We start from the raw sequence: 17,498 nt of genomic DNA, 5'->3' as shown, positions 1-17,498 counted from the left end.
CCATGTCGGGTGATGCCCCGCGGGCCACGGCTGTTCTCGGCGCGACTGCATCCGTCGCGCTGGGCACGGCACGTTTCCTGTTTCTCGCTCTTGGTGCCGCCGTCTTCCTGCTGATCCTGGTCGTCACCTGGTGGCTGTTCGGCAAGCTGCCGACCGTCGGCCGGGGCAGCCCGGCCATCTCCTGGTCCGTGGAGTCGCCGGGCGCCGCCGGCTCTCCCCTCGTCGCGACGCATCCGACGCGCGGCCGCGAGGAGGGCTGGCAGTTCGGCGGCCCGGGCACGGGCGAAACCTTCGCCGCACTCGTCTTGGCGGAGCCCGACGAAGCCGGGCGACCCTTTACCCTGACCACGCCACTGTTCTGGCAGTTCGAACCCTTGCGCGTCCTGCGCCCGCTGGTCGGCGGCCCGCATTATACCATGGCGACGCGCTGGGGATCGTTCACCGGACGGGATCTGATCTACCAGGAATTCGACGGGCGCATACGGACCTGCATCGTCTTCCGCAACGCTTTCGAGACCGGTTCTTTCGCGCTTGGCGGCTACTATTGCGCCGCGGGCCAGCAGACCGCCAACGCGACCGCCCTGGCCTGCATGATCGACCGCATGAAACTCGAGCCGGGCGACCGCGAATCCGCCGCCCTGACCTATCTCGCCAGCCGGGCTGGCCAACCGCCGCTTTGCACGAATACCACCTTCTATCCGCCGGGAACGCGGCGGATCGTCAGGGATCGCAAGGGCGGCGTCGTCGGGATGGCCGGCGGCTCCAGCGATTCATTTCCGCTGTGGCCGCGCTGACAAAATCGTTAACTACGGTCGTCTACTCTTCACTTTGAAGTTTTCGTCCTTACGTCAAGCGGACCGCCGCTGCTCCGGAGATGTCGTCGCCATGCGTTCCCTCAAGCAACTCGCCGCTGTGTTCGCGGTTTCGATCGCGGCATCGACCGTACTCGCCACTGTTGCGGAGGCGCAGAACCGCCGCGGGCCGCTGCGCGTCACCGTCCAGAAGCGCAGCTATTTCGACGCCGGCAACGTCGTTCCGGTCGGCTCGTTGAACCGCTATGCAAGCCAGCACATTTCCGCCACGCCGGCCTATGCCAGCGTCGGCAGCTGGTTTGGCGAAGACACGCTCCCCGGCCGCATCGGCGCGGGCGTGAACCCCTTTGCCAACACCTTCGAGACGCCGCGCTTCTGAAGCGCCGTCGACCAACCGCCGAGCACTCACGTCATGCTCGCCCTTGTGGCGAGCATCCACGTCTTGAACACAGGTCTCGGCCAGCGAAGACGTGGATGGTCGGGACAAGCCCGACCATGACGGATGTGCGTTAGGGCAAAGCCTTCAGATAGCGCACCGGCCGCCCCGGCGACGCGGCATTCGCGGCATGGACGATCGCGTTCGCGTCGATGCCGAAGTGGCGGTAGAGGTCGCCGACCGTTCCGGTCTGACCGAAATGCTCGACGCCGAGCGCCTTCTGCTTGTGGCCATGGACGCTGCCGAGCCAGGCGAGCGTCGCCGGATGGCCGTCCAGCACCGAGACAATGCCGCAATCGCGCGAGAGATTGCCGAGGAGCCGCTCGACATGGCTGGTGGCGCGGTGGTTGCCGCGCTGGCGCGCCCGCTCGGCCGCCTGCCAGCCGGCATTGAGCCGGTCGGCTGACGTGATCGCGAGCAGCCCGACATCGCGCCGGTCCTCGGAGAGCAGGCCGACGGCCTTGATCGCCTCGGCTGCGACCGCGCCCGTATAGGCGATCACCACCGATGCGTTCGGGCCGGGCTTGCGCAGCCAGTAGGCGCCGTCGATGATGTCGCTTTCGAGCTCCGGCGTCATCGCGCGCTGCGGCTGCTCGACCTGAAGCGTCGAAAGCCTGAGATAGACCGAGCCGCCGGTCTCGTCGCGCAGCCAGGTGCGCTCGTCCGGATCGCCCTCACCGTCCTTCTGAAGATACTCGAAGGACCAGCGCATCATCACCGAAAGCTCGTCGACGAAGGCCGGCTCGAAGGCGCAAAGCCCATCCTGCGACATGCCGATCAGCGGCGTCGCGATCGACTGGTGCGCGCCGCCCTCCGGTGCCAGCGTCACGCCCGACGGCGTCGCCACCACGATGAAGCGGGCGTCCTGGTAACAGGCATAGTTCAGCGCATCGAGGCCGCGCGAGATGAAGGGGTCGTAGAGCGTCCCGATCGGGATCAGCCGCTCGCCGAAGATCGCATGCGAAAGGCCGAGCGCCGAGAGATTGATGAACAGGTTCATCTCGGCGATGCCGAGCTCGACATGCTGGCCCTTGGGCGAGAACTCCCATTTCTGCATTGAAGGGATGCGCTCGTCCTTGAAGGTGTCGGCCATCGACGCCTTGGCAAAGAGGCCGCGCCGGTTCACCCAGGGCCCGAGATTGGTCGAGACGGTCACGTCCGGCGCCGTCGTCACGATGCGGTCGGCGAGGGGCCCGCCTGCCTTGGCGATCTCGTCGAGGATCTTGCCGAATCCCATCTGCGTCGACATCACCGGCTGGATGCCGGCTTCGAGCTTGGCGGGCACCGGCAGCGCGGGCGCGCTGTAACGGCGGCGCCCTTCCGAGAAGAACGGCACCTTGTCGAGGAAGGCGCGGATCTCGCTCTGCGGCAGCGAGAGCCCCTCGAACAGATCCCATTCATGGCCCGGGCGGACCGCATTGGCGGCCTTGAAGCCCTCCATCTGCTCCTTGGTCATCAGCCCGGCATGGTTGTCCTTGTGCCCGGCGAGCGGCAGGCCGAAGCCCTTGACGGTGTAGGCGAGGAAGCAGACCGGCCGATCATGGTCGATCGCCTCGAAAGCCTCCAGGATCGAGGGCAGGTCGTGCCCGCCGAGATTGCACATCAGCCGCGAGAGCTCGGCGTCCGAGCGGCTCTCGATCAGTTTCGTCACCGGGCCCTGATCGCCGAGATCGTCCATCAGGCGCTTGCGCCAGGCCGCACCGCCCTGGAAGGTCAGCGCCGAATAGAGCTGGTTTGGGCAGGAATCGATCCAGCCCTTCAGCCGCTCGCCGCCCTTCTCCTTGAAGGCGGCCTGCTGGATCGAACCGTATTTCAGCGTCACGACATCCCAGCCGAAATTGCGGAACATCGTCTCGAAGCGGTCGTAGAGCCCCTCGCGGATGACGGCATCGAGCGACTGGCGGTTATAGTCGATCACCCACCAGGTGTTGCGCAGTCCGTGCTTCCAGCCCTCCATCAGGGCTTCGAAGATGTTGCCCTCGTCGAGCTCGGCATCGCCGATCAGCGAGACCATGCGGCCCTCGGGCCGGTCCTTCGCCCAGCCATGCGCCTTCACATAGTCCTGCGTCAGCGACGAAAACAGTGTCTGCGCGACGCCGAGACCGACCGAGCCGGTCGAGAAATCGACATCGTCGATGTCCTTGGTGCGGGAAGGATAGCTCTGCGCGCCCTTGTAGCCGCGGAAGTTCTCCAGCTTCTCGCGCGTCTGCAGCCCCATCAGATAGTTGATCGCGTGGAAGATCGGCGAGGCGTGCGGCTTCACCGCCACCCGGTCCTGTGGCCGCAGCGCCGCCATGTAGAGCGCCGTCATGATCGTCGCGAGCGAGGCCGACGAGGCCTGGTGCCCGCCGACCTTCATGCCGTCTTCGCTGGCGCGCAGATGGTTGGCGTTGTGGATCGTCCAGGACGCCAGCCAGAGAATCTTCTTCTCGAGCTCGGCCAGAAACGGCAGGCGGGGATCGGACATGGTCTGCACTCCAGCAAGATCGCGATCATGCACGAAATAAACAGGCGGTGTGAACCGTAATCACCCGCTCAACGACAGATGGATTGGCACTTTCTGCCAAGGATGTTTCTGCCGTAGCGGAAACTGCCAAAAGCGCGTTCGGGCTTCGGAGCCACCATCCTTGGAGGCGACGCCCGTCGCGCCAGCTTGCATTGGCCTGTCGCAATCGTCAGGTTGCATCGGCGCTACGGCATGACGCAGCGGCCGGACGGAACGGGAGAAGCATTGGATGGATACGTTGTCGGGCTTCAGCATCTTCGTCCTCGTGCTCGTGATGCTGGTCGTGATCACCATCGCCTTCCTGGTGAAGACGGTGCCGCAGGGTTACAATTACACCGTGGAGCGCTTCGGCCGCTATTCGCGCACGCTCAGCGCGGGCCTCAACCTGATCGTCCCCTATATCGACCGCATCGGCCACAAGGTGAATGTCATGGAGCAGGTGCTCGACATTCCCTCGCAGGAAGCGATCACCAAGGACAATGCCGGCGTCCGGATCGATGCGGCAGCCTTCTATCAGGTGCTCGACGCCGCCAAGGCCTGCTATGAAGTGTCCTCGCTCAACGACGCGCTGATGGTCCTGACCATGACCAATATCCGTACAGTCGTCGGCTCGATGGACCTCGACCAGTTGCTCTCGCATCGCGACGAGATCAACGAGCGTCTGCTGCGCGTCATGGATGCCGCCGCCTCGCCCTGGGGCGTCAAGGTCACCCGCATCGAGATCCGGGACATCCTGCCGCCGGCCGACATCGCCGGCGCGATGAACCGGCAGATGAAGGCCGAGCGCGAGAAGCGCGCTGCCGTGCTAGAAGCCGAAGGCCTGCGCCAGGCCGAGATCCTCAAGGCCGAAGGCCAGAAGCAATCGCAGATCCTCGCCGCGGAAGGGCGCAAGGAAGCCGCGTTCCGCGATGCCGAGGCGCGCGAGCGCTCTGCACAGGCCGAAGCCGCCGCGACCGCGATGGTTTCCGAGGCGATCGGCAGGGGCGACATCCAGGCCGCCAACTTTCTGATCGCCGAGCGCTATACCGAGGCCCTCAAGTCGATCGCCAGCGCCCATAACAGCAAGGTCGTGATCGTCCCGATCGAGGCCGCCGCGCTCGCCGGGACGGTCGGTGGCATCGCGCAGCTCACCCGCGCCGTCTTCGGCGACGACGCGGCCGAGCCGAGACGGGGCGGTTCCGTGCCGACGGCCGGCCGCAACGCCTGAGGACCGGGCGATGCTGTCTTCGATGCTTTGGCTGGGCGCCTGGGGCTGGGTCATCCTCGGCCTCGTCCTGATCGGTGGCGAGGTCTTCGCGCCCGGCGTCTTCCTGATCTGGCTCGGGCTGGCGGCTCTGCTCACCGGCGGCATCGTCGGCCTCACGGGGATCGGCTGGCAGGCGGCAGCGCTGGTCTTCGCCGCATTCAGCCTCGTCTGCGTGGTCGTGGGGCGGCTGCTGACGCGTCGCAAGGGCGAGGAGCCCGACGCCGCCACCGGCCTCAACGATCGCGGCCGCCAGCTCATCGGCAAGGTCTTCCGGCTCGAGGCGACGATGACGGGCGGCGAGGGCCGCATCCGCGTCGGCGATTCGTCCTGGCGGGTCATCGGCCCGGAGCTGCTGGCAGGGAGCGAAATCCGCGTGGTGCGCGTCGAGGGCGCGACGCTGGTCGTCGAGAAGGCTTAGCGCGCTCCCCGGGCGGCAATCGCAAAATCAGGTTGTGTCGCGCCGTAGCGGGTCTATAGCGAACGCTCCGCCGCCAGACCGAACGCTCCCATGACGATACAAAGCGAACGCCTGTCCCTGTCCAAGGACCGCATCAAGGTCCTGCTGCTGGAAGGCATCAACGATTCAGCCGCAGAGCTGCTGCTGAACGCCGGCTACACCAACATGACGCGCCTGCCCAAGGCGCTCGACAGCGAAGCCCTGCTCAAGGCTGTCGAGGGCGTGCATGTGCTCGGTATCCGCTCGCGCACGCAGTTGACCGACGCCGTCTTCGCCCATGCCGATCGCCTTTTCGCCGTCGGCTGCTTCTCCGTCGGCACCAACCAGGTCGATCTGCAGGCCGCCCGCAGTCGTGGCGTCCCGGTCTTCAACGCGCCCTTCTCCAACACCCGCAGCGTCGCCGAGCTGACGATCGGCGAGATCGTGATGCTGCTGCGCCGGATTCCCGACCGCTCGCGCTCCGCCCATGACGGCGGCTGGGACAAGTCGGCCGACGGCTCCTTCGAGGTCCGCGGCAAGATCCTCGGCATCGTCGGCTACGGCAATATCGGCAGCCAGCTGTCCACGCTCGCCGAGGCGATGGGGATGCGCGTCGTCTATTACGACCAGACCGATCGCCTGCGCCACGGCAACACCGATTCCGTGCCGAGCCTCGACGACCTGCTCGGCTTCGCCGACATCGTCTCGCTGCACGTACCCGAGACGCCGCAGACGGCAGGCATGATCGGAGCGGCACAGATCGCCAGGATGAAGCCGGGCTCCTACCTCATCAACAATTCGCGCGGCACCGTGGTCGATCTCGACGCCGTCGCCGAGGCGCTCCGCAGCGGCCATCTCGCTGGAGCTGCGGTCGATGTCTTCCCGGTCGAGCCTGCCTCGAACAGCGAGCGCTTCGTCTCGCCGCTGCAAGGCCTGCCCAACGTCATCCTGACCCCGCATGTCGGCGGCTCGACCGAGGAGGCGCAGGAGCGGATCGGCGCCGAGGTCGCGCGCAAGCTGGTGGATTATTCCGATGTCGGCTCGACGGTCGGAGCGGTGAATTTCCCCCAGGTCCAGCTTGCGGCGCGCGCGATCGGCACGCGCTTCATCCATGTTCAGCGCAATGTGCCCGGCATGCTGCGACGGCTCAACGACGTCTTCGCCAACCGCAACGTCAATATCGCCGCGCAGAACTACCAGACCGACGGCGAGGTCGGCTATGTCGTGATGGAAGCCGACAGCATCGGTGCTGACGCCCGCGAAATCCTGCGCGAGATCCGCTCGCTCGATGGAACCATCAGGGCGCGGCTGCTGTATCAACGCGCCTGATCGGCCTCAGTGGCGCTTGCGGCTGGCGCCCGGCTTGGTCGGCGTCTCCGCCGCAACCGGATCGCTCGCCGGGAACGTGTCCTCGAGAGCCTTGTCGAGCTCCGCGTCCTTGCCGTGCTTACGGCTGGCCTGACGCTGCTCGCGCTGCTCCTTGCGCAGGCTTTCCTTGGCGGGATTCGTGCTCGTCGACATGGCGACCCCCTTAATGACCGGCCTGCGTCGAGCGAGCAGGCTTTCGTCCAGTGGTAACGCGCCAGGGGTCGGCGCGTTCCGCTAGCAGCGGCGCGGCCAGGCGATCCGGGCCGCGAGCCCGCCGCCCTGCCGGTCCGCCAAAGTGAGCTCGCCGCGATGCGCCTCGGTGATGGCGCGCACGATCGCGAGTCCGAGCCCGAAGCCGCTGCCCTGCTTCAGCGTCCGCGCCAGGTCGCTGCGATAGAACGGCTCGAACACCTTCTCGCGCTCTTCCGGCGCGATACCCGGCCCGTCATCCTCGACGATGATGGCGATGACGTCGGGATCGCCGTCGTCGAGCCTGACCACGACCTTGCCGCCGAACTTGATCGCGTTGTCGACGAGATTGGTGACGGCGCGCGTCATCTGGTCGGAGTCGCACAGGGCCGAAGCCCGCATCGGCCCCTCGAACACGACGATGTGGCCGAGATCGGCGAAATCGTCGCAGATCGTCTGGAGCAGCGCCGGGATGTCGGTCGCCGCCATGCTGCCCGAGGCGCGCCCTTCGCGCAGATAGGACAGCGCGCCGCCAACCATGCGTTCCATCAACGCGAGATCGGCGACGATGGCACGGCGCTGCTTTCCGTCGCTGATCTCGTCGGCGCGCAGACGCAGCCGGGTGATCGGCGTGCGCAGGTCATGGCTGACGGCCGCTAGCATCCGCGTCCGGTCGTCGACCAGCCGCCGGATGCGCGCCGCCATCTCCCCGAAAGCGCGCGCGAGACGCTTGACCTCGCTCGGCCCCTGTTCGGCTGCGGCGATGTCGTCACGGTCGGGGTCGAAACGGTCGACCGCCTCGGCCAGGAGCGACAGCGGCGAGGCCACGGCGCGCGCCGCCCAAAGCGAGAGCAGCCCGACGAGCAGGGCCAGCAAGGCAAGCATCACGACGAGATAGCCGATGAAGGCGGCGGCACGCGGCGGCCGCATCATCGGATCGGGAGACATCGCCAGCCCCGTCCCGTCGCTGAAGCGCAAGCCGAACGGCGGCGGTCCACGCTGCTCGTCCGGTTTGTCGAGGACCAGCACCTCGGCGGCATCGCCGAGCATCTCGGCGACGCTTTCCAGCATCTGTTCATCCGGCGACGGCAGCCTGCGCGACGTCGCCTTGGCGCCGGCGGGCAGCAGAGCCAGTTTCGGATGCGTCGCCAGCGCCGCCTCGATGATCGCGGCCCTGGCCTCCCGTGTCGGCGCGGCCGCAACCATCCGGCCGATCGAGACGAGCTGCGTCACATAGGGCAGATTCGGAACGCGCTTGAGCTCGGGCGGCAGCAACACCACCAGCGTCGCGATCGTCACCAGATTGGCGAGAACCAGCGAGCCGATCGCGATGACCGTGATCTGCGCTGCGGCGCGTGCCGGCAACAGGCGCAGCAGGAGGCGTTTCATCAGCCCGGATTCTCCGGCGAAAGCTGGATCTCCGGCGAGAACATGTAGCCGCCCGAGCGGATGGTCTGGATCAGCTCGGGCTCGCGCGGATTGCGCTCCATCTTCTGGCGCAGCCGGCTGACCAGCACGTCGATCGAGCGTTCGAACGGCGCCGCCGCCCGGCCTTGCGTCAAATCCAAAAGCTGGTCGCGCGACAGTACCCGGCGCGGTCGCTCGCAGAAGGCGAGCAGCAGGTCGATTTCCGCACCCGTCAGCACGACACGCTCGCCTTGCGGGTTGAACAGCCGCCGCACCGCCTTGTCGAGCCGCCAGCCGGCAAAGGACAGGACCGTGCTTTCCCCGACCTCGGGGGGAGGCGCGCCGCCGGCCCGCCGCAGCACGGCGCGGATGCGGGCGAGCAGCTCGCGCGGGTTGAAGGGCTTCACGAGGTAATCATCGGCGCCCATCTCGAGGCCGAGGATGCGGTCGATCTCCTCGCCCTTCGCGGTGAGCATGATGATCGGAATCGAGCCGTCGCTGCGCAGCCTGCGGCACAGGCTGAGGCCGTCCTCGCCCGGCAGCATCAGGTCGAGCACGATCAGGTCGAAGCGCCCGTCGCGCAGTGCGGCGTCCATCTCGCGCCCGTTCGGCACGGCCGTGATGCGGAAATCATTGTTGCGCAGGAAGCGCGACACCAGCGTCGCGATCTCGCGGTCGTCCTCGACGATGAGGATATGCGGGGTTCGGGTCATGGATCGGCTCTAACTTCGGCTCGCGGCGAGGTCGTGGCCGGATTTGTTTCCAATCATTTCCAATCCCGCATCTGGAAAAGCAAGGATACCAGAAGGCTCTCGCCAGACGTCATCCGGAAAAGTAGCGGTCACACAACCGGCTGCGCAGCCGCGCCTCATGACGTGATGTTCGAACTCTCCTCCTCCTCCTCCTCCGCCCCCGCCACCGCGCCCTCACTGCACCTAACCTTCAGGCGCGCCGGTGCCGCCATCGCCCTCATCGGCGCCGTCGCTTTGTGGCTCTGGGCGCTGCCTGCACTGGTGACGCATGACGGCTTCGTGCTGCGCGGCCGCGATGCCTGCGCCCTGGCGAGTTATCGCGACCCGGTCACCGGCCAAACCCGGCCGGCGCCATCCGCCCACGTCGCCGACAAGGACATGTGTCCGGTTCGCTCTACGGCAACGGGAGGCGGGCGATGACGGTGCTTTGCCGCACGGCATTCTTTGGAGGCCAGATATTCAGCTGGGCCCGAGGCATTTCCGCCCGCCACATCCTGCTGGCCCTCGTCCTCTTGCTTCCGCTCATGCTGGCGCTCGGCTCGCTGGCCGGCTTCGCGATCGGCCGCGCCTCCGCGCCCCCGATCTCCTATCGCGATCAGCGCTTCGCCGAGATTGCAGCCGACCTCCGGCGGGTCGATGGCGATTATCTGCTCGCCTCTGGCGACTCCCACGTCGCACGCTGGCGCGCCCGCGAATTCTGCGGCCTGCCCCTGGTCAATGCCGGCGTGAACGGCGCGACTGCGCATGATACCGTCGCCATGCTGGCGGAGCTCACCTTGCCGCGCCCGCCGCGCGCAATCATCCTGAGTGTCGGCACCAACGACGCCAATCGCAAGCGCTTCCGCGACCCGCCCGAAGCTGTCATCCGCTTCACCCAGGGTTTCCGCCCGCTGCTGAGGAAGCTCTCGCAAAAGGCGGATCTCGTCGTCGTGACGGGCGTTCCGACGCTGGATGCCCAGCATGTCCCCGGCTTCTCGGCGGAAGCCGCCGCCAGCATCGGCGCCTCGGCCGAAGCCGCCTGCCGGGCGAGCGCCTCCTGCCGCGTCGCCAACAGCTTCCGTGACGGGGACAAGCTCACGGACGGGCTGCATCTCGCCGATTACGAGCAGGCCTATGCCCGGATCGCACCAACGCTCTGCGCGGCACTGGCCGGTGGGCGCGCCGCCTCACCCGCACCTTAGCCAGAACGCCGACGCAGACGCGCCATGACGGATCGGCGCCGCATCTGGACCAAAGCCACCCTCCGTCCCATTTGAAGGCCAACGCCACCGGCTCCGACTGCGGGCCCCAAGCAGAGGCCTGCCATGGTCGCCATTTCCGTTCTCGACCTCGTCCCCGTCCGCGAAGGACAGGAGCCGGGCGACGCGTTGCGCTCCTCGATCGACCTCGCCCGCCATGCCGAAGCCCTCGGCTACACCCGCTATTGGGTGGCCGAGCACCACAACATGACCGGCATCGCCAGCGCCGCGACCGCAGTGGTCATCGGCCAGCTCGCGGCTGCGACGAAGACGATCCGCGTCGGCGCCGGCGGCATCATGCTGCCGAACCACGCGCCTCTGGTCATCGCCGAGCAGTTCGGCACGCTCGAAGCTCTCTTTCCCGGCCGTATCGACCTCGGCCTCGGCCGTGCGCCGGGCACCGACCAGATGACGATGCGCGCGCTCCGGCGAAACCCGATGTCGGCCGACACCTTCCCGCAGGACGTGCTCGAGGTGCAGGCCTATTTCGCGCCGGCCGGACCAAACCAGGCGATCCAGGCCGTGCCCGGCGCCGGGTTGAACGTCCCGCTCTGGATTCTCGGCTCCAGCCTGTTCGGCGCCCAGCTCGCCGCCGAACTCGGCCTGCCCTATGCCTTCGCCTCGCATTTCGCACCGGATGCGCTGATCCAGGCGCTGGCGGTCTATCGCGAGCGCTTCAAGCCCTCCGAGCAGCTCGACAAGGCCTATGCGATGCCGGGCATCAACGTCATCGCGGCCGACACCGATGCCGAGGCGCAGCGTCTGGCGACATCGCTGCAGCAGCGCTTCCTCGGCATGATCCGCGGCGCCCGCGGCAAGCTCCAGCCGCCGATCGACGACATCGACCAGCTCTGGTCGCCGGCCGAGAAGGCCCATGTCTCCTCGATGCTGCGCTACGCCTTCATCGGCTCGCCCGAGACGCTGAAGCGAAATCTGCGCGCCTTCATCGCAGCGACACAAGCCGACGAGATCATGGCGACCGCGCCGATCTTCGACCATGCGGCGCGCAAGCGCTCCTATGAGATCCTGGCCCAGATCGCTCCCGAAATCGGCATCGCCGCACACGCGGCCTGACAACGCGGAACTTCCGCGCGCCGTTCACGTTGCCCGGGCTTCGATCTCGCGATTCACCCGGGGACATCAATGAAACTGAATGTGTCGGCGACGCTGACCTATGGCTTCAATAGCGCGACGGAGGTCATCGCCGCTATCGAGGCGGCGCGCTCCCCCGACCAGGCGATCATTTCCGAAAGCCTGACGGTCTCGCCCGAAGCCGGCCTCGTGCGCGATCAGGACCCGGTCACCGGCGAACGCCGCTTCCGCACGACGCTGTCCGGCGAGGTCGAGATCCGCTACCGCGCCCTGGTCGACAACGGCAAGCGCATCCCCCTCGTGCCCTATGCCTGCCAGCACGGCTGGTCGGAGCTGCCGCAGGACGTGCTACCCTATCTGCTGCCGAGCCGGTTCTCTCCCTCCGACGAGTTCATGCGCTTCGCCCAGCGCGAATTCCGCAGCATCGAGGCCGGTGGCGCACGCGTTCTGGCCGTGCTCGACTGGCTGCACGAGCATCTCGACTATGTGCACGGCATCAGCCATGCGCAGACCACGGCCGAGCAGACTTTCATCGACCGGGCTGGCGTCTGCCGCGACTTCAGCCATCTCGGCATCGCGCTGACGCGGGCGCTCAACATTCCAGCAAGGGCGGTGAGCGCCTATGCGCTCGATCTCGACCCGCCGGATTTCCATGCGATCTTCGAGGTCTATCTCAACGGCGGCTGGTGGCTGGTCGACCCGACGCGGCTCGCCCCCGTCGAGGGAATGGTCCGGATCGCCAGCGGCCGCGACGCCGCCGACATCGCCTTCCTGACCAGCCAGTTCAATTGCCAGTGCCTGGCCCAGACGATCACCGTCACGCGGGCGCAGGATGATGCGGACCAGCAAGCAGCCTGATCAGGCGGCGGCCGCTGCGCGCCGGGCCGAGCGGCGCAGGTTGAGCCCCAGCGCCGCGAGGAAAAACACGGCCTGAACCACGACGATGCACGGGCCGGTCGCCCCGTCCAGATGGAAGCTCAGGATCGTGCCGAGCACGCTCGACAGCGTCGCGGCGCCGACCGCGACCGCCAGCATCGCGTCGAAGCGCCGCGTCGTCAGGAAGCCGATGGCGCCAGGCGCGATCAGCATGGCGACCACGAGGATGATGCCGACGGCTTTCAGCGCCGCGACGATGGTCAGCGCCAACAGGATCAGCATCCCGAAGTTCAGCGCACGCACCGGCAGGCCGATCGCCCGCGCATGCGCCGGGTCGAAGGCGAGCAGCAGGAAGTCGCGTCGCTTGGCCAGCATGATCGCGATCGTCGGCACCGCGATCGCCGCCGTCTCGGCGATGTCCTCCCAGCGTACGCCGAGCATGTTTCCGAACAGGACGTGCAGCAGGTGCTGGTCGCTGTCGACCTTGACGAACATGACGAGCCCGAGCGCGAACATGCCGGCGAAGACGATGCCCATCACCGTGTCCTCCTTCACCCGGCTGTTCTCCTTGAGATAGCCGATCGAAAGCGCGCAGCCGAGGCCCGCTACGAAGGCGCCGGCCGCCAGCGGCAACCCGGCGATCTGCGCCAGTACGATGCCGGGCAGCACCGCATGCGAGACCGCGTCCCCCATCAAGGACCAGCCCTTCAGGATCAGGAAGCAGGACAGGACGGCGCAGACGACGCCGACCAGCACGGCAACGACGAGACCGCGCTGCATGAACTCATGCGCCAGCGGCGCGATAAGCCAGGCTTCGATCACGCTCATGGCGCCGTCTCCGATGCGGCCTCGGCAGCACGCGCCGCGGCCAGCCGGCCGTGCTTGGGCGCGAAGACGAAGGCGAGCAGGAACAGGAGCGTCTGGAACACCACGATCAGCCCGCCCGTCGAGCCGTCGAGGAAATAGCTGGCATAGGCGCCGGCTGCGCTGGTGACGACGCCGAGCGAAACCGCGATCCAGATCAGCCGGCCGAAGCGGTCGCTCAGCAGATAGGCGGTGGCGCCCGGCGTGATCACCATCGCGATGACCAGCACCGCCCCGACCGTCTGCAGGGCCGCGACCGTGCAGGCGCTGAGCAGCATGAAGAACAGGATCTTGAGCCGGGTCGGCGACAAGCCCACGGAACGGGCCTGGTTCTCGTCGAAGAAGACCAGCATCAGGTCGCGCCAGCGCGCCACCAGCACGACGAGCGAGACCGCCGCGATGATCGCGACCTGGACGACGTCCTCATCGGCTATACCAAGGATGTTGCCGAGCACGATCGACTGCACATTGACCGAGGTCGGATTGATCGAGACGATCAGCAAGCCCGCCGCGAAGAAGGTGGTGAAGACGATGCCGATCACCGCGTCCTCACGCAGTTGCGTGCGCACCCGGACCAGCGCCATGGCGAGTGCCGCCAAAAGCCCGGAGAAGAAGGCACCGGCCGCATAGGGCACCTTGAGCAGATAGGCGAGCGCGACGCCGGGCACAATCGCATGCGCCAGCGCGTCGCCCATCAGCGACCAGCCCTTCAGCATCAGGAAGCAGGACAGGAAGGCGCAGACCCCGCCGACCAGCGCCGAGACCCAGATCGCCCGGAGCATGTATTGATAGCCGAACGGCTCCAGCAGCAGCTCGATCACGGCGCCGCATCCTTCGTGCTGTCGACCTTGTCGCGATAAGCCCTCGCACTCTCAGCAGCGTCGCCATTCGCCTTGCCGCCGGCCAGCGTTTCGCTGTCCTGCTTGCCGTAGAGCACCAGCGGGCGCTCGTCGTCGGTGATGACGGTGACGCGCCGCTCGTCGGCATCGTCATGCAGTTCGGCGCCGCCGAGGCGGAAATGCCGGAGCGCGCCGCCAAAGGCACGCTGCAGATTCTCGTGGGTGAAGGTGGTCTCGGTCGGCCCCGCCGCCAGCACGGTCCGGTTGATCAGCACGACCTGATCGCAGAACTCGGGGATCGAACCAAGATTATGGGTCGAGACCAGCATCAGCCGTCCCTCCGCCCGTAGTTCCCGCATCAGCGCGACGATCGCGTCCTCCGTCTTGACGTCGACTCCGGTGAACGGCTCGTCGAGCAGGATGACCTGCCCGCCCTGCGCCAGCGCCCGCGCCAGGAAGACGCGCTTGCGCTGCCCGCCGGACAATTCGCCGATCTGGCGCTTGCGGAAATCGCGCATGTTTACGCGAGCCAAAGCCTGATCGACCGCGTCGCGATCGGCCTGGCCTGCAATGCGCAGGAAGCCCATATGGCCGTAGCGGCCCATCATCACGACGTCCTCGACCAGCACGGGGAAGGTCCAGTCCACCTCCTCGGCCTGCGGGACATAGGCGACGAGACCGCGCTTCAACGCCTGGCGCACCGGCAGGCCGGCAATCGAGACCGTCCCTCGCGCCGGCTTCAGGAAGCCCATCAGCGTCTTGAACAACGTCGACTTGCCCGAGCCGTTGATGCCGACCAGCGCGCAGATCGTCCCGGCGCCCAGCGCGAAGGAGGCGTCGTTCACCGCCGTCACGCCATTGCCGTAGCGCACGGTGACGCCCTCGACCGAGATCGAGGGCGCGACACCAACCCCTGCGGGCAGGCCCTGGGGGCGTACGTTCACTGGCCGAAGCCTTTCGCGATCGTCTCCACGGTCACTTCGAGCAGCTTGAGATAGGTCGGCACCGGCCCGCCCTCGGCCGAGAGCGAGTCGACATAGAGCACGCCACCATAGCGGGCGCCGGTCTCGCGCGCGACCTGCTTGGCCGCCTTGTCCGAAATCGTGCTTTCGCTGAACACGGTCGGGATCTTGTTCTTGCGCACAAGATCGATCAACCGGCGCACCTGCTGCGGCGTGCCCTGCTGGTCGGCATTGATCGGCCAGAGATAGGCCTCGCGCCAGCCATAGTCGCGGGCGAGATAGCTGAAGGCGCCTTCGCTCGAGACGAGCCAGCGCTTGTCGGCCGGCACCTTGTCGAGCCGCGCCCGCAAGGGCGCATCGACCGCCATGAGTTTGTCGGCATAGGCCTTGGCGTTGCGGGCGTAGATTTCCGCCTGCGCCGGGTCGGCTTCCGCCATCGCCTTGCGGATGTTCTCGACATAGATCAGCGCGTTCTTGGTCGACATCCAGGCATGGGGATTGGGCTTGCCCTCATAAGGCCCCTCCTTGATGCCCATCGGCTCGATGCCCACGGTCACGACCGCGCTCTTCACGCTCTTCACATTCTCGAAGAAGCGCTCGAACCAGCGCTCCAGATTCATGCCGTTCCAGAGCACGAGATCGGCCGACTGCGCCTTCACCACATCGAGCGGCGTCGGCTGGTAGTCGTGGATCTCGGCGCCGGGCTTGGTGATCGACTCGACGACCGCAGCCTCGCCGGCGACGTTCCGGGCGATGTCCTGGATCACCGTGAAGGTGGTGACGACGCGCAGCTTCTTGGCCTGCGCCAGCGCGGCGCCGGAGCCCATGGTCAGGCCGCCGACCAGAATAGCAGCTGCCCCCAGGGCCAGGAATGAGCCGCCAAAGAGCGAACCGCTCATGAAAGATCGACGCGAAGGCATGTGGTCTCCTGTCCGCTATCCGTTCGTCCCATCACGCTATTGCAACGCACTTGCATCTGTCAATGCAGTTGCGAGTGATTTGCAATAAGGAATTTTTGCAAATGCGACGCAGAGTTGCTATTTCGACATCATGATGGGAGTCGAGCAACGCGTGGCCGGTTTCGAGGGCCAGCTCAGGGATGCCGGGCTGCGGATGACGCAGCAGCGCCGGCTGATCCTGCGTGTGCTGGCCGAGGCCGACGACCATCCCGATGCCAAGGGCATCTTCACCCGCGCCTTCGCGCATGATCCGACGCTCTCGCTCTCCACCGTCTATCGCACCATGAAGGTGCTGGAGACGCAAGGCGCAATCGAACGGCACGCCTTCGAGGACGGTGTCTCGCGCTACGAGCATGCCGACCAGGGACATCACGACCACCTGATCGACGTCGAAAGCGGCGAGGTGATCGAGTTCTCTTCCGACGCGATCGAGGAGTTGCAACGCCGCATCGCCGCCGAACTCGGCTACGAGCTCGTCCGCCACCGGCTCGAGCTCTATGGCCGCAAGAAGCGCCCTGCCACGCGCGGCAAGAAGCGCTAGGCTTCGAATAGCCCCGACAGATCCGGTCCCACCGGTACGATTCCCGTGGGATTGATGGTGCGGTGGCTCTCGTAATAGTGCCGCTTGATATGGCTGAAATCGACCGTCGCGGCGACGCCCTCAACCGCGAGCAACGTCCGCAGATAGGCGCTCAACCGCGGATAATCGGCGATGCGTCTGATATTGCACTTGAAGTGGCCGACATAGACGGCATCGAACCGGATCAGCGTGGTGAAGAGCCGCCAGTCCGCTTCCGTGATCGCATCGCCGGTCAGAAAGCGCCGCGCCTCCAGTCGCTCCTCCAGCCAGTCCAGTGTCTCGAACAGCGGCGTCACCGCCTCCTCATAGGCGGCTTGCGTCGTCGCGAAGCCGGCCTTGTAGACGCCGTTGTTCACTGTCGCGTAAATGCGCTCGTTCAGCGCGTCGATCTCGGCGCGCAGAGCCTGCGGATAATAGTCGCCCGGCTTCGCGCCGATCCCGTCGAAGGCCGAATTGAACATCCGGATGATCTCGGATGATTCATTGCTGACGATCGTGCCGGTTGCCTTGTCCCAGAGCACCGGCACAGTGACGCGGCCGGTATAGTGCGGATCGGCCCGAGTATAGACCTCATGCAGGTAGTTCGCGCCGCCGACCGGATCCGGCACGACGCCCTCGCCCGCCGAGAAGGTCCAGCCCTTGTCCAGCATCAGCCAATGCACGACAGAGACGTCGATGAAGCATTTCAACCCCTTCAGCGCCCGGAAGATCAGCGTGCGATGTGCCCAGGGGCAGGCGAGCGAGACATAGAGATGATAACGCCCCGCCTCGGCCGCGAAACCGCCCTTGCCGCTGGGGCCGGGCGCGCCATCCGGCGTCACCCAGCTGCGGAAGGCGCTGTCCTGCCGGACGAAGCGGCCGCCACTCTTGGCGGTGTCGTACCACTGGTCGTGCCAGCGGCCCTCGATCAGCAGACCCATGCAGCGCCTTTCACAA

The 17,498-nt window shown here is 66.7% G+C and carries 19 protein-coding genes; 10 read left to right on the top strand and 9 right to left on the bottom strand.

The annotated features are described in order from the left end of the window. Positions 1-2: 2 nt before the first annotated feature. Together AC1RMY_RS02000 and AC1RMY_RS01995 are read left to right on the top strand one after the other, a co-directional pair. A complete protein-coding gene (locus tag AC1RMY_RS02000; RefSeq protein ID WP_492862265.1) occupies positions 3-794 on the top strand; it encodes a hypothetical protein in 792 nt (263 codons plus the stop codon). A gap of 91 nt (positions 795-885) precedes the next feature. After that, positions 886-1,191, top strand: coding sequence for a hypothetical protein (locus tag AC1RMY_RS01995; protein ID WP_492862264.1), 306 nt, complete (start codon positions 886-888; stop codon positions 1,189-1,191). A gap of 130 nt (positions 1,192-1,321) precedes the next feature. On the opposite strand, the gene AC1RMY_RS01990 is transcribed toward AC1RMY_RS01995, so the two are convergent. Continuing rightward, positions 1,322-3,715, bottom strand: a complete 2,394-nt coding sequence (locus tag AC1RMY_RS01990) for a thiamine pyrophosphate-binding protein (protein WP_492862263.1) — start codon at positions 3,713-3,715, stop codon at positions 1,322-1,324. 268 nt (positions 3,716-3,983) lie between these two features. Between AC1RMY_RS01990 and AC1RMY_RS01985 the strand changes: the two genes are divergently transcribed. The 3 genes from AC1RMY_RS01985 (at position 3,984) to serA (ending at position 6,765) form a co-directional block, all read left to right on the top strand. After that, entirely contained in the window at positions 3,984-4,961 is a 978-nt protein-coding gene (locus tag AC1RMY_RS01985) for an SPFH domain-containing protein (protein ID WP_492862262.1), read from the top strand. Positions 4,962-4,971: 10 nt separating this feature from the next. Further along, a complete protein-coding gene (locus AC1RMY_RS01980; protein ID WP_492862261.1) occupies positions 4,972-5,418 on the top strand; it encodes an NfeD family protein in 447 nt (148 codons plus the stop codon). A gap of 90 nt (positions 5,419-5,508) precedes the next feature. Then, positions 5,509-6,765 carry a phosphoglycerate dehydrogenase gene (gene serA, locus AC1RMY_RS01975; RefSeq protein WP_492862260.1) on the top strand — a complete coding sequence of 419 codons (1,257 nt, stop codon included), beginning with the start codon at positions 5,509-5,511 and terminating at the stop codon, positions 6,763-6,765. Positions 6,766-6,771: 6 nt separating this feature from the next. Here serA and AC1RMY_RS01970 read toward each other — a convergent pair whose 3' ends face one another. From AC1RMY_RS01970 to AC1RMY_RS01960, 3 genes are all read right to left on the bottom strand, one after another. Next, positions 6,772-6,957 (bottom strand): hypothetical protein, encoded by a 186-nt coding sequence (locus tag AC1RMY_RS01970; protein ID WP_492863585.1) that lies wholly within the window; start codon positions 6,955-6,957, stop codon positions 6,772-6,774. An 81-nt stretch (positions 6,958-7,038) separates the two neighbouring features. Then, entirely contained in the window at positions 7,039-8,382 is a 1,344-nt protein-coding gene (locus AC1RMY_RS01965; protein ID WP_492862259.1) for an ATP-binding protein, read from the bottom strand. Continuing rightward, positions 8,382-9,113, bottom strand: coding sequence for a response regulator (locus tag AC1RMY_RS01960; protein WP_492862258.1), 732 nt, complete (start codon positions 9,111-9,113; stop codon positions 8,382-8,384). The genes AC1RMY_RS01965 and AC1RMY_RS01960 overlap by 1 nt, the downstream gene beginning before the upstream one ends. Positions 9,114-9,278: 165 nt before the next feature. Here AC1RMY_RS01960 and AC1RMY_RS01955 point away from each other — a divergent pair, with 165 nt between their 5' ends. The 4 genes from AC1RMY_RS01955 (at position 9,279) to AC1RMY_RS01940 (ending at position 12,340) form a co-directional block, all read left to right on the top strand. Continuing rightward, positions 9,279-9,572, top strand: a complete 294-nt coding sequence (locus AC1RMY_RS01955; protein WP_492862257.1) for a hypothetical protein — start codon at positions 9,279-9,281, stop codon at positions 9,570-9,572. After that, entirely contained in the window at positions 9,569-10,333 is a 765-nt protein-coding gene (locus tag AC1RMY_RS01950) for an SGNH/GDSL hydrolase family protein (protein ID WP_492862256.1), read from the top strand. The genes AC1RMY_RS01955 and AC1RMY_RS01950 overlap by 4 nt, the downstream gene beginning before the upstream one ends. Before the next feature lie 123 nt (positions 10,334-10,456). Then, positions 10,457-11,464: an LLM class flavin-dependent oxidoreductase gene (locus AC1RMY_RS01945; RefSeq protein ID WP_492862255.1), complete on the top strand. Its 1,008-nt coding sequence runs from the start codon at positions 10,457-10,459 to the stop codon at positions 11,462-11,464. Between the two features lie 69 nt (positions 11,465-11,533). Further along, positions 11,534-12,340: a transglutaminase-like domain-containing protein gene (locus AC1RMY_RS01940; RefSeq protein WP_492862254.1), complete on the top strand. Its 807-nt coding sequence runs from the start codon at positions 11,534-11,536 to the stop codon at positions 12,338-12,340. Here AC1RMY_RS01940 and AC1RMY_RS01935 read toward each other — a convergent pair whose 3' ends face one another. Genes AC1RMY_RS01935 through AC1RMY_RS01920 form a run of 4 tightly spaced genes read right to left on the bottom strand, consistent with a single transcriptional unit; the run spans position 12,341 to position 15,922 of the window. Continuing rightward, positions 12,341-13,186, bottom strand: coding sequence for a metal ABC transporter permease (locus tag AC1RMY_RS01935; protein WP_492862253.1), 846 nt, complete (start codon positions 13,184-13,186; stop codon positions 12,341-12,343). It lies immediately after the preceding gene. Next, complete coding sequence (locus AC1RMY_RS01930; RefSeq protein ID WP_492862252.1) at positions 13,183-14,043, bottom strand: metal ABC transporter permease; 861 nt, start codon at positions 14,041-14,043, stop codon at positions 13,183-13,185. Before AC1RMY_RS01930 ends, AC1RMY_RS01935 begins: the two co-directional genes overlap by 4 nt. Then, on the bottom strand, positions 14,040-15,005 hold the full coding sequence (locus AC1RMY_RS01925; RefSeq protein WP_492862251.1) for a manganese/iron ABC transporter ATP-binding protein: 966 nt from the start codon (positions 15,003-15,005) through the stop codon (positions 14,040-14,042). Before AC1RMY_RS01925 ends, AC1RMY_RS01930 begins: the two co-directional genes overlap by 4 nt. Further along, a complete protein-coding gene (locus AC1RMY_RS01920; protein WP_492862250.1) occupies positions 15,002-15,922 on the bottom strand; it encodes a metal ABC transporter substrate-binding protein in 921 nt (306 codons plus the stop codon). The genes AC1RMY_RS01925 and AC1RMY_RS01920 overlap by 4 nt, the downstream gene beginning before the upstream one ends. A 151-nt stretch (positions 15,923-16,073) precedes the next feature. Here AC1RMY_RS01920 and AC1RMY_RS01915 point away from each other — a divergent pair, with 151 nt between their 5' ends. Then, the gene (locus AC1RMY_RS01915; RefSeq protein WP_492862249.1) at positions 16,074-16,523 is read left to right on the top strand and encodes a Fur family transcriptional regulator; all 450 of its coding nucleotides are present in this window, start codon (positions 16,074-16,076) and stop codon (positions 16,521-16,523) included. On the opposite strand, the gene AC1RMY_RS01910 is transcribed toward AC1RMY_RS01915, so the two are convergent. Next, complete coding sequence (locus AC1RMY_RS01910) at positions 16,520-17,482, bottom strand: glutathione S-transferase family protein (protein ID WP_492862248.1); 963 nt, start codon at positions 17,480-17,482, stop codon at positions 16,520-16,522. The genes AC1RMY_RS01915 and AC1RMY_RS01910 overlap by 4 nt on opposite strands. Positions 17,483-17,498 lie beyond the last annotated feature (16 nt).

The sequence above is a fragment of the Allobosea sp. GW822-FHT03F07 genome, assembly GCF_058801345.1.
Note: the sequence above shows the minus strand (reverse complement) of the source record. Positions and strands in the feature narration are given on the sequence as shown.

Excerpts from the sequence above, each read along its gene's own strand:
- AC1RMY_RS02000 (WP_492862265.1), top strand. The coding sequence starts at position 3 with ATGTCGGGTGATGCCCCGCGGGCCACGGCTGTTCTCGGCGCGACTGCA.
- AC1RMY_RS01995 (WP_492862264.1), top strand. The coding sequence starts at position 886 with ATGCGTTCCCTCAAGCAACTCGCCGCTGTGTTCGCGGTTTCGATCGCG.
- AC1RMY_RS01990 (WP_492862263.1), bottom strand. The coding sequence starts at position 3,715 with ATGTCCGATCCCCGCCTGCCGTTTCTGGCCGAGCTCGAGAAGAAGATT.
- AC1RMY_RS01985 (WP_492862262.1), top strand. The coding sequence starts at position 3,984 with ATGGATACGTTGTCGGGCTTCAGCATCTTCGTCCTCGTGCTCGTGATG.
- AC1RMY_RS01980 (WP_492862261.1), top strand. The coding sequence starts at position 4,972 with ATGCTGTCTTCGATGCTTTGGCTGGGCGCCTGGGGCTGGGTCATCCTC.
- serA (WP_492862260.1), top strand. The coding sequence starts at position 5,509 with ATGACGATACAAAGCGAACGCCTGTCCCTGTCCAAGGACCGCATCAAG.
- AC1RMY_RS01970 (WP_492863585.1), bottom strand. The coding sequence starts at position 6,957 with ATGTCGACGAGCACGAATCCCGCCAAGGAAAGCCTGCGCAAGGAGCAG.
- AC1RMY_RS01965 (WP_492862259.1), bottom strand. The coding sequence starts at position 8,382 with ATGAAACGCCTCCTGCTGCGCCTGTTGCCGGCACGCGCCGCAGCGCAG.
- AC1RMY_RS01960 (WP_492862258.1), bottom strand. The coding sequence starts at position 9,113 with ATGACCCGAACCCCGCATATCCTCATCGTCGAGGACGACCGCGAGATC.
- AC1RMY_RS01955 (WP_492862257.1), top strand. The coding sequence starts at position 9,279 with ATGTTCGAACTCTCCTCCTCCTCCTCCTCCGCCCCCGCCACCGCGCCC.
- AC1RMY_RS01950 (WP_492862256.1), top strand. The coding sequence starts at position 9,569 with ATGACGGTGCTTTGCCGCACGGCATTCTTTGGAGGCCAGATATTCAGC.
- AC1RMY_RS01945 (WP_492862255.1), top strand. The coding sequence starts at position 10,457 with ATGGTCGCCATTTCCGTTCTCGACCTCGTCCCCGTCCGCGAAGGACAG.
- AC1RMY_RS01940 (WP_492862254.1), top strand. The coding sequence starts at position 11,534 with ATGAAACTGAATGTGTCGGCGACGCTGACCTATGGCTTCAATAGCGCG.
- AC1RMY_RS01935 (WP_492862253.1), bottom strand. The coding sequence starts at position 13,186 with ATGAGCGTGATCGAAGCCTGGCTTATCGCGCCGCTGGCGCATGAGTTC.
- AC1RMY_RS01920 (WP_492862250.1), bottom strand. The coding sequence starts at position 15,922 with ATGAGCGGTTCGCTCTTTGGCGGCTCATTCCTGGCCCTGGGGGCAGCT.
- AC1RMY_RS01915 (WP_492862249.1), top strand. The coding sequence starts at position 16,074 with ATGATGGGAGTCGAGCAACGCGTGGCCGGTTTCGAGGGCCAGCTCAGG.
- AC1RMY_RS01910 (WP_492862248.1), bottom strand. The coding sequence starts at position 17,482 with ATGGGTCTGCTGATCGAGGGCCGCTGGCACGACCAGTGGTACGACACC.